The sequence below is a fragment of the Ferdinandcohnia sp. FSL W7-1320 genome, assembly GCF_038050315.1.
Classification (GTDB): Bacteria; Bacillota; Bacilli; order Bacillales; family Bacillaceae_L; genus Ferdinandcohnia; species Ferdinandcohnia aciditolerans.
The window spans coordinates 326,672-339,049 of the sequence record NZ_JBBPAM010000001.1 but is presented as its reverse complement, the minus strand read 5'-3'; the positions used below and the strand labels follow the sequence as shown (position 1 = coordinate 339,049).

15 protein-coding genes are annotated in these 12,378 nt (G+C 35.9%); 2 read left to right on the top strand and 13 right to left on the bottom strand.

What is annotated here, in order from left to right:
- Nucleotides 1–60: 60 nt before the first annotated feature.
- The 4 genes from NST91_RS01745 to NST91_RS01730 all read right to left on the bottom strand — a co-directional run bounded on the left by NST91_RS01745 (nt 61) and on the right by NST91_RS01730 (nt 3,112).
- Nucleotides 61–657 (bottom strand): 50S ribosomal protein L25, encoded by a 597-nt coding sequence (locus NST91_RS01745; protein WP_341329744.1) that lies wholly within the window; start codon nt 655–657, stop codon nt 61–63.
- 173 nt (nt 658–830) lie between these two features.
- Nucleotides 831–1,505: a metal-dependent hydrolase gene (locus NST91_RS01740; protein WP_341329743.1), complete on the bottom strand. Its 675-nt coding sequence runs from the start codon at nt 1,503–1,505 to the stop codon at nt 831–833.
- 362 nt (nt 1,506–1,867) lie between these two features.
- Complete coding sequence (locus NST91_RS01735; protein WP_341329742.1) at nt 1,868–2,575, bottom strand: hypothetical protein; 708 nt, start codon at nt 2,573–2,575, stop codon at nt 1,868–1,870.
- A gap of 111 nt (nt 2,576–2,686) precedes the next feature.
- Nucleotides 2,687–3,112 carry a hypothetical protein gene (locus NST91_RS01730; RefSeq protein ID WP_341329741.1) on the bottom strand — a complete coding sequence of 142 codons (426 nt, stop codon included), beginning with the start codon at nt 3,110–3,112 and terminating at the stop codon, nt 2,687–2,689.
- Between the two features lie 219 nt (nt 3,113–3,331).
- Between NST91_RS01730 and NST91_RS01725 the strand changes: the two genes are divergently transcribed.
- Nucleotides 3,332–4,063, top strand: a complete 732-nt coding sequence (locus NST91_RS01725; RefSeq protein ID WP_341329740.1) for a YetF domain-containing protein — start codon at nt 3,332–3,334, stop codon at nt 4,061–4,063.
- 10 nt (nt 4,064–4,073) lie between these two features.
- On the top strand, nt 4,074–4,448 hold the full coding sequence (locus NST91_RS01720) for a DUF4363 family protein (RefSeq protein ID WP_341333467.1): 375 nt from the start codon (nt 4,074–4,076) through the stop codon (nt 4,446–4,448).
- Between the two features lie 556 nt (nt 4,449–5,004).
- On the opposite strand, the gene wrbA is transcribed toward NST91_RS01720, so the two are convergent.
- From wrbA to groES, 9 genes are all read right to left on the bottom strand, one after another.
- Complete coding sequence (gene wrbA, locus NST91_RS01715; protein WP_341329739.1) at nt 5,005–5,616, bottom strand: NAD(P)H:quinone oxidoreductase; 612 nt, start codon at nt 5,614–5,616, stop codon at nt 5,005–5,007.
- Nucleotides 5,617–5,716: 100 nt separating this feature from the next.
- A complete protein-coding gene (locus tag NST91_RS01710; RefSeq protein WP_341329738.1) occupies nt 5,717–6,142 on the bottom strand; it encodes a DoxX family protein in 426 nt (141 codons plus the stop codon).
- Nucleotides 6,143–6,172: 30 nt separating this feature from the next.
- Nucleotides 6,173–6,775 carry an alpha/beta hydrolase gene (locus NST91_RS01705; protein ID WP_341329737.1) on the bottom strand — a complete coding sequence of 201 codons (603 nt, stop codon included), beginning with the start codon at nt 6,773–6,775 and terminating at the stop codon, nt 6,173–6,175.
- Nucleotides 6,775–7,719 carry a ring-cleaving dioxygenase gene (locus NST91_RS01700; RefSeq protein WP_341329736.1) on the bottom strand — a complete coding sequence of 315 codons (945 nt, stop codon included), beginning with the start codon at nt 7,717–7,719 and terminating at the stop codon, nt 6,775–6,777. Before NST91_RS01700 ends, NST91_RS01705 begins: the two co-directional genes overlap by 1 nt.
- A 91-nt stretch (nt 7,720–7,810) precedes the next feature.
- A complete protein-coding gene (locus NST91_RS01695; protein ID WP_341329735.1) occupies nt 7,811–8,419 on the bottom strand; it encodes a flavin reductase family protein in 609 nt (202 codons plus the stop codon).
- A gap of 20 nt (nt 8,420–8,439) precedes the next feature.
- A complete protein-coding gene (locus tag NST91_RS01690) occupies nt 8,440–9,378 on the bottom strand; it encodes a ring-cleaving dioxygenase (RefSeq protein ID WP_341329734.1) in 939 nt (312 codons plus the stop codon).
- Nucleotides 9,379–9,526: 148 nt separating this feature from the next.
- Nucleotides 9,527–9,955 carry a MarR family winged helix-turn-helix transcriptional regulator gene (locus NST91_RS01685; RefSeq protein WP_341329733.1) on the bottom strand — a complete coding sequence of 143 codons (429 nt, stop codon included), beginning with the start codon at nt 9,953–9,955 and terminating at the stop codon, nt 9,527–9,529.
- A gap of 449 nt (nt 9,956–10,404) precedes the next feature.
- Nucleotides 10,405–12,033 carry a chaperonin GroEL gene (gene groL, locus NST91_RS01680; RefSeq protein WP_121449571.1) on the bottom strand — a complete coding sequence of 543 codons (1,629 nt, stop codon included), beginning with the start codon at nt 12,031–12,033 and terminating at the stop codon, nt 10,405–10,407.
- 55 nt (nt 12,034–12,088) lie between these two features.
- Nucleotides 12,089–12,373 (bottom strand): co-chaperone GroES, encoded by a 285-nt coding sequence (groES, locus tag NST91_RS01675; protein ID WP_341329732.1) that lies wholly within the window; start codon nt 12,371–12,373, stop codon nt 12,089–12,091.
- Nucleotides 12,374–12,378 lie beyond the last annotated feature (5 nt).

Sequence of the window (12,378 nt, the reverse complement as noted above, 5' to 3'; positions counted from 1 at the left end):
AAACGCAGTTTTGGGTTGTCTTATATTCCTATTTTCAACTTACCAGGTTAGATCGCAGGATTAGACGCCCGAAACTTCAACTTCACTTTCTTCCTCTTCATTGGCTTGTGCTTTTACATAGTCGATTGACAAAATCGTTTCATCATCTTCATGTTTGATTGTACAGTTACTGTACTCTTTTCTAATATCTGCTACGCGAACAGAGTGTCCGATTTCAAATTCAGTAATGTCAATTTCAATAAAATCAGGGAGATCATTCACCTTAGCAGTTATATCTAATTCATGAACAAATTGTTTAGCAACTCCACCGACTTTCTCGCCATTAGAAATTCCTTTTAGGATTACACTTACTCTTGTATCAATTTCTGTATTCTGATCTACTTGAAGCAAATCTACGTGAATAATTTCCTTAGTCACAGGGTTATTTTGGTAATCTCTTAAAATAACGTTTTTTGAATTACCATCAACATTTAAAGAGAAAATACCATTTCTACCAACTTCCTTGATTACATTCCTTAAATCAGAGTTATTAATCAAGATTGACTCTGTATGTATGGACCTACCATATACAACTGCAGGGATTTTCCCTTCACTCCTCAATTTTTTCAAGATTGTTTTTTTAGTTTCTTTCCTTTTTTCTGCTACTAGCATACTCATTTTCATTTCCACCTTTCTGTTAAGCTTTAAATCTTAGACATTAGTTTTTATAGAAAAAACAGTCTAAGAAATATTAGAATTACTTATACTTCTAGTATACCTAATCCCATATTTTATTTCATGTTTTTGGCTTACTTAGTTAAAAAATATAAATTACTTACTTAGTCCAACTATTAGAACCGGAATCGGAATACTTTATTAATTACCGGATAGAGAAATTTAACCCCTTTTTTTGTTAGCATATCTCCTAAGATATGTGAAAGATAAGCAATCGTTGAAATTAGAGCCAAACCGTCTACCTTCGTGTTAACTTCCAATAGATGCGACATATACCACCAATAAATCAATGCCCATATCGTATGTGTTGGCCCTCTATGAGCGAACCACCCCGCACCCCCTATATATAAGGCAAACATAATCAACCACCACAATTCGTTCGTAGCTGCATAGTACAATAAGATCAAACTTAAAATGCTCATTAGAATATTTTTCAATGTTTCTTGACCTTTAAAGGAAAGTCCTAAAATTACCGCTCCCCATCCAAAAAGTAAAAGACTGTTTTGTTGACTAAACCATTTATCATTTATGAAGGACAAGTAATTGACGTCTAAGAAATATGTAACTAAAGCCAGGACCATTAATATTCCACCGACAAATACGCCACTCTTCTTAATTAGTTTAGCCGTCTTAGTTACACGTTTATTTAATAGATTATTTCCATCTAGATCAGGAGCAAGGGAAGCTACACCTGATGCAACTAAAATGACAGGCATCATTTCAAGCGGTTGGTTTACTGACGCCACCGCTCCTATTCCTAACCCTATTGCTAAATGTGTTCGGCCTTTCATGTTGTCACCTCTATGTTGTTATTTATCTTAATTTGTCAATGACATGCTCATAATTTGTAGATATTTCCCGGGAATTTGTAGAATTTTGAAATATAGTGCTAATTACTAGGGGTGCTTTTTCCAATTTATCTTCTCTTCTAATCTCATATATCGCCTGGCGATATGAATAAAAGAATAGCGGACAGCCCCCTTGCCTATTGAATACTATTAATGATTTACTGGAATCTTTTTTACAACTGAACGTATCGCTTAATAAATGATTTCACATCATACATGAAGGACCAAATCGTTGGATATATCGCCAAGCGATACAAAAAAAAAGAGTCCTTCAACCCTTTCTAGATTACGCTATTCAAGAGGACTCATTTTCGAAATATCGAGAAGATTCCTCCCCATTTTTCTTTTGGTTTATGTATTGCTTCTTCCAAGCGTTTATTAAATTCACTTTGTGAATTCCATTCTCTTTTCTGTTCGTCCCGCATACTCTGTATTTCTTTTTGTAAAAGGTCAGATTTTTGTTTTTCTTGTTCCAGCAATGTTTCATAATGGTTCTTTTGTTGTTCAGTTAATTTTTCAATTTTAGCATTCGTTTTTTGCGCTGAATTTCCAATCGTAGAACTTATAATATGATGATCTTGCTGAAGTCGAGATACCTTTGTTTTAAGCTCTACCATTTCATTAGTCAGTTGAACATTCATTTCTCGAGTGGCCGCAAGTTCATTTGCTAAAAACATTAACACCTCTTTTAATTGATTAGGATCTTGAGGTAGATTTTCATATGTATTGGTTATCGCAATATTTGTTTCATTGGATTCTACTAATCTCGCTTTTTGTTGTTCCACAAGGTCTTTAGCTGTATCGTCTAGAGACTTGTCCGTATCGCGTAGCGCTATAAGCACTTCGATGTCAGATTGAACAAATATACGCCGATCGCCATCTTTTAAAAACTCATATCCATTCTGTTCTAAGATTTGACCATACTTTCGGACAGTAGGTGTTGCTATCCCCACCTTTTCCGCCACTTCCTTGGAAGAGTAAGCTTGTTCATTAGGTTGTATATCGCGTCTCATATCGCACCTCCTTTCTATTAATATGAAGGTTTTTAAGTATATTTGCAAGTGTTATATCGCCCAGCGATACGAAAGAAAAAAGAACTATTCATAGAGAATTCTTAGAATCCTTCAATCTTTTAAAAGTAATTTATCTAACTCACGTACTTGATCATATGCTTTTGATAGATATTCAGGTACCAGTGATCTCCCATAATCCCAGGCATTCTCTTCGATTTCTGCTAAAAGCTGTTCCTTCTCTTTTTCCTCTCCATAAATAAGAGTCTTTAAAACTCGTGTATTTTTTCTAAATTCTAAGTAATAACCAAGCTGACGATATAGAATAAGCTTTACGAAATTAACATCTGTTTCTTTTACTTTAAAATTAATTTTAGATTTATATCCGTTAATTTGTAAGTAATTAAACTTTATCGTATTTGTTGTTACATTATAACTCATCGGAACTTTGAGATTATCGCTAGATTCAACATTTATTTTTAGATTGAGTTCTAATAACGTATCTATAATTATTTTCTCGATATGCCACATATATAGCATTTTTCTTCACCATTCCTAATAAATCAATCTATTGTAAGCCTCTGCATATCCAAAGCAAATATAAAATTAGCACACTGATGGCATTTTTACATTATTATAATTTACATAATGTAACAAGAGTCATTTATCATGGGCACGATTTACTGACACTCTTCAATTATGCTAAATCTCCTAGTTTTGGAAATATTATAAGGGAGGTACTTTTAGAGGAGGATATATATGTTTGATGAAGCTCTTGTTGTCTTTGTAAGAGTTATTATTTCTTTTTTTACTCTCTTAATTTTCACTCGAATTCTCGGGAAACAAGAAGTAGGACAATTGACTTTTTTTGATTATGTAAACGGTATTACAATCGGTTCCATTGCAGCCTCATTAGCCACTGACTTATCTTCAAAGGCTTGGGCACACTGGGTCGGTTTAGCCGGTTTTGCCCTATTTACTTTTCTATTACAATTTATAACTGTAAAAAATCGCTACATAGGAAGGGTTCTTGATGGAGAGCCAACTGTAGTAATCGAGGATGGAAAGATTTTAGAAAAAAATTTAGTGAAAATGCGAATTAAAATTAGCGAGTTAACAATGCTCCTTCGTGATCGAGGAGTTTTTGATATTACACAGGTTGATTTAGCGATATTCGAAATAAATGGAAAACTGTCGGTTCTACAAAAATCCGATTATCTTCCCGTAACTCCAAAGGATCTAAACATTCCCGTTTCTCCAAGCGGTCTATCCACCGAGGTCATACAGGATGGGATAGTTATTGATCAAAATTTATTGCAGAGAAAAAAAGATCGAAATTGGTTATTGCAACAATTACGGTCAAAAGGTATAGATGATGTTCAACAAGTATTTTATGCGTTAATTTTACCCAATGATAAATTATATATTGATGTATACGAAGACCATGTTAGTAAAAAATCAGATATTGGTGACTATGAGGGACCATTTTAAAATAGTTGAGGTGAAGACATTGAAAAAGTTTTTATTATTTCTTATCCCTCTTCTAACATTAGTACTTTTTATTTTGATTATGAATAGTGGCTCGTTATTAAAAAAACCTTTAGGAGAAGATGACCGATTATATGAAACCATACAGCAAATCGAAGCTGACGTAAAAGAAAAGAATTGGGATAAAGCCAATAATAAGATCAATTATGCTGAAACTGCATGGAAAAAGATTGTCCGGAGAATTCAATTTAGCGTAGAAAAGGAATATATATTCCAGATAAATGAGACCCTTTCACGAATAAAAGGTGGCATAAAAGTGAAAGATGACAAAGCAATTATAGAAGAAATCTACTATTTTTATGAACTATGGGATAAGTTAGCAAAATAATTATATGGACTAGTTTATTCCACCATTATTACGCCAATGCATCACCTAGTAACTTTATCAAAAGAAAAAAGGCCTCTCACAAAGTCTAGTTTACATAGAGAAGCCTACGTTTATCCTTATTATCTTATGTTAGCATTACTTAGTCTTTTTCTCTCTAAATAAAACCATTCTCGAATCAGTAGCTGAACTACTACCGGCTCACCATTATATACTATAGGGATTGCAGTGATTCCTACATAAAAAATCTTATAGTCATATCTAATGAACTTTTCAAAATAGACTTGTGCAATTTCCAAATCCTCTTTTGTCTCAATGCCTTAAAGAATAACCATCATTTTTGCAAAAATGGTGAAAAAGCTCAGTAAGAAAGCTCATACCTGAGGAAAAAAGAATATTAATCATTTTTAAATTGAAGTAATTTGTATATAAGCCGATCGCCATTCTTGTATACGGATTCCTCATTCTGGTCTGCCCTACTCACAAAAGATGTTTTTTCCTTTCTAAAATGATTAAAAAAGAGCTAATCAGCTATACCTGATTAGCTCCTAGGATTACATTATTGATTTCCTTTTTTAACCCATTCAGCAACATTAACAGTACGTTTTGCCTGGTGTTTTACAGCTGCCTGTACATCCTCAATCATCTTTCCATCCTGACCCACAGTAACACTTGTTCCGTATGGATTTCCGCCTGCTCCGAATATAACAGGATCGGTATAACCAGGTGTTGCAATAATAGCACCCCAGTGCATCATGCTTGTGTATAACGAAAGAAGTGTTGCCTCTTGTCCACCGTGTGGATTTTGTGCAGAAGTCATTGCACTTACAACTTTATTAACCGTTTTTCCAGTAGCCCAAAGTCCACCTTGGGTATCAAGGAATTGTTTCATTTGTGATGGCATGTTACCAAATCGTGTTGGTACACTGAATATAATAGCATCTGCCCATTCTAGATCAGCCGATGTTGCCACTGGAACGTCTTTCGTTGCTTCAACAGTTCCTTTCCATACTTCATTTCCCTCGATTACGGATTCAGGAGCTAATTCTTGTACTTTTAAAACTTTGACTTCTGCTCCAGCTTCTTTTGCACCTTCTTCAGCCCATTTTGCTAATTGATAGTTTGTACCACCCATGCTGTAAAAAATAACTGCTAATTTAACATTCGACATATTCACTATCTCCTTTTCTGAGGATTTACCAAATATTTTTGATAAAAAACCCATTTAATACACCTCCTATTATTCCACTCTCTAAAATTTACATTCCTTATTAGGCGGCACTTTTTAGTTCATTTGAATTTTGATTAAACAGTACGCGATTTAGTGATAGTAACTTACTACCATTAATCGCTAGATAAATAGCTATTGCTAGAAAGGCTAAATCTAATTCATATCCTGCCATTTGACCATTTCCTAATAAACCAACAGGAAGTTTAGCCGTAATGATTGCTCCAACCATTATTAGAGCAATTAAAACAGATACCAGTCTAGTAGCAAATCCAATAATTAGTGCTATACCTCCAACTAGTTCGATTAAAGCAACTACATATGCCATAAATCCAGGTATATTAATACTCTCAAACCATCCGACAGTATTCTCAATTCCTCCTTGGAATTTTACTAAACCATGTATAAAAAATAGTATTCCCAGTGTAAGTCGTAAAATTAGTGCTCCAACTTCGTTTTTTTGTGTCATTTTCTCTTCTCCTATAAAATATTTTTTAGATTATAATTTTTTATACCACTGTGCAGCAGCTTCTACTTCTGTTACTGTCAACTGATGACCTCTACTTTCCCAATGAATTTCTACATTCGCATTTGCCTTTTCTAATAAAGACTGTAGCTCAGTAGATTCCATAGGAGAGCAAATTGGATCATTCGTTCCAGCAGCAATAAATACGGACTTCCCTGTTAAATCAGGAAGTTCAATTCCTTTACGAGGAACCATTGGATGATGAAGAATTGCCCCTTTTATTGCATCTTGGTAATGAAATAAAAGACTAGCTGCTATATTTGCTCCATTTGAATATCCAATTGCAAGAATGTTATTGCGATTAAATTCATATTTGTCAGCTGCTTCATCAAGAAACTCATTTAATTCTTTTGTTCTGAATATAAGGTCTTCTATATCAAAAACTCCTTCAGCCAATCTTCTGAAGAAACGTGGCATGCCATTTTCTAAAACATTTCCACGAACACTTAATATAGATGCCTCATCATCAATCCTTCCTGCAAGAGGTAACAAATCTAATTCATTTCCTCCTGTACCGTGAAGCATTAATAAAGTAGGTTTTTCTGGATTTGTACCCTTATTAAATATGTGCTTCATTATTTATCTCCTTCCAATACGCGAACCTCAACAGAAGGTAAGCTTTCTTCTAATTCTTCTCGTTTTGACTCTAACCATGTAGGAAGCATGAGCTTTTTACCTAGCTCATTAGTTGGCTCATCTACTGAAAAACCTGGTGGGTCGGTCGCTATTTCGAAAAGGATTCCTCCCTCTTCATGAAAGTACACAGCTTTAAAGTAGTTTCGGTCCCGTACTTCAGTTGGGTGATACCCTTTCTCTTGAAGAAGATTTCTCCATCTGAAAAGTTCTTCTTCATCCTTTGCTCTCCATGCGATATGATGAACAGTTCCTGCTCCCATTAGACCTCTAACTGATGGAGTTAACTTAATATCTATGACATTTCCAATCGATGCATCAGACTTAAATCGAAGAAAACCTTCTTCGTCACCAATGCATGTGAGACCTAATACATTCTCAAGTACATCTGCAGTCTTATTGGGTTGTGCGGAGATTAAAGTTGCACCAGCAAATCCTTTAATTGCATCCTTAGGTTTAACCCCGCCAGAACTCCAATTGTTGATTTGTCCTTCGCTTCTCTCTACTAGTTCAAGTTCAAGCCCATCTGGATCATTAAATGTTACATAACTTTCTCCAAAGCGAATAGAAGACTTAAATTCAACACCGAACTTACGCAAACGTTCTTCCCAAAATTGTAACGAGCCAGGAGGAATAGAATAGCTTGTAACCCCTACTTGCCCCATGCCAATGCGACCTTTTAGCTGTTTAGGCCATGGAAAAAAGGTAATAACAGTTCCTGGTTCTCCCATTTCATTTCCAAAATACAGATGATAAACCTCTGGGCGATCAAAATTAATTGTTTTTTTAACAAGCCTTAGCCCAAGTACACCTGCATAAAAATCAATATTTCTCTGTGGATCGTTAACCATTGCTGTTATATGATGAATGCCCGCTGTTCTTTGCATCTCATTCCCTCCATTCAATAGGGACAGAGGGACAGGTCCCTCGTCCCCGTTTTTAGAATCGATGGTTTTAAACTTACCTGTCCTCTAGACTTTACTTAGGTCGTTCTATCTCAAACAGATCTCCGATTTTTGCATAGTTGGCACCAGCCAACCGGCTCACGGCAGCTAACCCTCGAGGATCAATTCTCCCTTTTGCGTAGATATCATCTTCAATATGATATTGAACAACTCTTCCTATGATAAAATCACAACCTGGAGAATTAACCCCACCCAGTTCTAAAGATTGTTCCAATACGCACTCCAATCGAACCTTTGCTTCTTTCACTCCAGGAACAGAGACCTTTACACTTTCAATCGATGTTAATCCCGCTAATTCAATCTCACTTTGATTTGGTGGTAAACTTGCAGCTGTTTTATTGATTTTTTCAACATTTTGTTCATCCACCATATGGACTACAAATTCCTTTAACGATGCAATGTTTCTAGCAGTATCCTTCTGTCTGCCCTCTGTACGTTGTATTGACAATGAAATCATCGGAGGATTTGAGGAGACAATATTAAAATAACTAAAAGGTGCACCATTTAAGACTCCCTCTTCAGATAGAGTTGTAACAAATGCAATAGGCCTCGGAATAATACTTCCTATTAGAAACTTATAATTTTCTCTTTCTGATATGGAAGTAGGGTCAATTGAACGCATGGGATTCATTCCTTTTCAAATTAATCTAGTTTTCTCACCTTAATAGGAATTAAACTGTGTTCGAGCTGCTCTCTATATTGCTCATATTGTGCAGGTAACATTAATTGTTCTCCCATTGTTTCGTGTGATTCATCATGTGCGAATCCAGGAGGATCTGTTGCAATTTCGAATAGGATTTCTCCATGTTCTCTAAAATAAATGGCATTGAAATAATTTCTGTCTTGTACTGGAGTTACACCGTAGCCATTTTGGGCAACATATTTTTGCCAATCTAATTGGTCTTTGTCATCACTAGCTCTCCATGCGATATGGTGAACTGTTCCAACACCCATTTGGCCTCTGCCAGTTGAAACAACTTTAAGGTCGATGATATTTCCAATATCTGCAGAAGAACGATAACGAACAAAATCTCCTTCTTCATCTACTTTTTCAAGACCCATTACTTTTTCGAGTGTTTCAGCTGTTTTATCTGGCTTTGCTGAAAATAATGTAGCGCCGCCAAAACCTTTTATTGCAACGTCAGGTCTTACATCTCCGAACGTCCACGTATTGATTTCGCCTTCTTCTCTCTCAACGATTTCTAGGTGAAGTCCATGTGGATCATCAAACTCCAAATATATTTCTCCAAATCGTGTGATTTTAGTGTAAGGAATATCAAACTTTTCTAACCTCGATTCCCAAAAATCCAATGCTCCTTTAGGAACAACATAAGAAGTTACACCTACTTGACCGTCCCCAATTTTTCCTTGATAAGCGTCTGCCCAAGGGAAGAACGTAATGATTGTCCCTGGTTTTCCACCTTCATTTCCAAAATAAAGGTGATACGTACCTGGATCATCGAAATTTACTGTTTGCTTTACTAAACGTAACCCTAAAACTCCTGCGTAGAAATCTATATTTTCTTGTGGATGACCAACTATTGCTGTAATGTGGTGAATCCCCATTGTCTTTTTACTCACTTTTTACCACTCCTACTTTTTGTTTTTTGACTAATTTACTATCATGTTTTACTAATAAAATAAAACCATTCTATTTATATATAATCTTCAATTAAAGTATCTTTATCCCAAGACATATGACAAAAAAATATATCCTTACTACTTTGAACTACTTTTCTACCTTTTCTTTTACTCTTTTTAAAAAATCTACCAGAGTATCTACCTCATGAGAGGTTAGTGAATCAAAAACCCGATCTACAAAATCCTCATGTTCAGGCATTATTTTATTCATTATTTCAAATCCAGCATCAGTCAACGTTACATGTATAGCACGTCGATCATCCGGACAAGCACTTCGCTTTAAAAACCCTTTTTGTTCTAACCTATCTATTACATATGTCATTGAACCACTTGTTATCAGGACACTCTTACCAATCTGTTGAATTGTTTGTTTACCTTTGTGAAAAAGAACTTCTAGAACTGAAAACTCAGTTATGCTTAAGTTATTTTTCATCATATCGTCTCTAATTCTCTCTTGGAGTGCTCTTGACGTTTGCATTAAAATCAAAAATGGTTGGTTTGTGCATTTTCTTGCCACACTAACACCTCCTAAAAGATAATATCTCAGATTTAATTATCTTGAATTCAAGATAATAATATAACATAAAAAAGCATGTGTCAAATGTTTTTTGTAATTAGCAATTCCTCTGCTATATTGCAATTTAGTTTTAGTATAACTTTTTATAAAGAGAAATTACTTTTAACAAATAAACTCTCAAAGGAGTATTTAGGTGAAGAAAAAGTTTGCCTCACTGGCATGGTCCAGTTTTCCAAAAGGGCCCCATAAAAAACGAATTCCATACAAGGAATTCGTTTTTTGCCTATACGTTTATGTAATATAACCAAAGAAATGAAAAAGAAGCCCCCCACAAGTTCCAACGAACTCATGAGAAGCCTCTATTATTTCGCCTCAATGTTAGCAAAATGTTAGCATTCCACTCTCATCTTACTCAAAAACCCTTATATATCAAGGGCTGGAGGACATGATTACATCATGCCGCCCATTCCACCCATGCCGCCCATGTCAGGCATTGCAGGAGCATCTTTTTCTGGTAGGTCAGCAATTACTGCTTCAGTTGTTAAGAACATAGCTGATACAGATGCTGCGTTTTGTAGTGCAGAACGAGTAACTTTAGTTGGGTCAACGATACCAGCGTCGATCATGTTTACCCACTCGCCAGTTGCTGCGTTGAAGCCAATACCAATTTCTTCGTTTTTCAAGCGTTCAACAACTACAGATCCTTCAAGACCAGCGTTGTGAGCGATTTGACGAACTGGCTCTTCTAGAGCACGAAGTACGATGTTCACACCAGTTGCTTCGTCTCCAGCTAATTCGATAGCAGCTACTTTATTGTATACATTCACAAGTGCAGTACCACCACCAGAAACGATACCTTCTTCAACTGCTGCGCGAGTTGCGTTAAGTGCATCTTCAATACGAAGTTTGCGTTCTTTTAGTTCAGTTTCAGTAGCAGCACCAACTTTGATAACTGCAACTCCACCAGCTAATTTAGCTAGGCGCTCTTGTAATTTTTCTTTGTCAAATTCAGAAGTAGTTTCTTCCATTTGAACACGGATATTGTTAACGCGAGCTGCGATCTTGTCAGATTCACCAGCACCTTCAACGATAGTCGTATTTTCTTTTGTTACTACAATCTTAGAAGCGCGACCTAATTGAGTGATGTCAGCAGATTTAAGGTCTAAACCTAAATCTTCAGTGATTACTTGACCACCAGTTAGGATAGCAATATCTTCTAGCATTGCTTTACGACGGTCACCAAATCCAGGAGCCTTAACAGCTACTGCATTGAATGTACCACGAAGCTTGTTCACAACTAGAGTTGCAAGTGCTTCACCTTCAACATCTTCAGCGATTAGTAATAATGGCTTACCTTGTTGAACTACTTGCTCTAATACTGGTAGGATTTCTTGAATGCTTGAAATCTTTTTGTCAGTAATTAACACATATGGGTTTTCAAGAACTGCTTCCATTTTATCAGAATCAGTTACCATATATGGAGAAGCATATCCACGGTCAAATTGCATACCTTCTACTACTTCTAGTTCAGTAGAGAAACCTTTAGATTCTTCAATTGTGATAACACCGTCGTTACCAACTCGCTCCATTGCTTCAGCGATTAATTGACCAACTTCTTTGTCATCTGAAGAAATAGCAGCAACTTGTGCGATAGACTCTTTACCTTCAATTGGTTTAGAAATAGCTTTTAATTCTTCAACAGCTGTTGTTACAGCTTTTTCAATGCCTCTACGAACTACCATTGGGTTTGCACCAGCAGTAACGTTCTTTAAGCCTTCACGAATCATTGCTTGAGCAAGAACTGTTGCAGTAGTAGTACCGTCACCAGCTACATCGTTTGTTTTACTAGCAACTTCAGCAACTAGTTTTGCACCCATGTTTTCGAATGCATCTTCTAATTCGATTTCTTTAGCGATTGTTACACCGTCATTTGTGATAAGAGGTGAACCGAATTTTTTCTCAAGAACAACGTTACGTCCTTTTGGTCCTAATGTTACTTTTACAGCGTTTGCTAAAGCATCAACACCACGAAGCATAGCGCGACGAGCGTCTTCACTAAATTTAATTTCTTTTGCCATTCTTAAGCCCTCCTCAAAAAATTAAGAATCTATGATATAAAATGCTGTTTTTCTATTAACCGATTACAGCTAAAATGTCGCTTTCGCGTAATACTAAGTATTCAGTACCTTCAAATTTCACTTCAGTACCAGCATATTTTGAGAAGATAATGCGATCACCAACCGCAACCTCTAAAGCTACTCTTTCACCGCTGTCTAATACACGACCTGTACCTACAGCAACTATTTTACCTTCTTGAGGCTTTTCCTTTGCAGAATCTGGTAATACGATTCCGCTTGCAGTTTTTTCCTCTGATTCAACTAGTTCAATAACAACGCGATCACCTAATGGCTTTAACAAGTGAA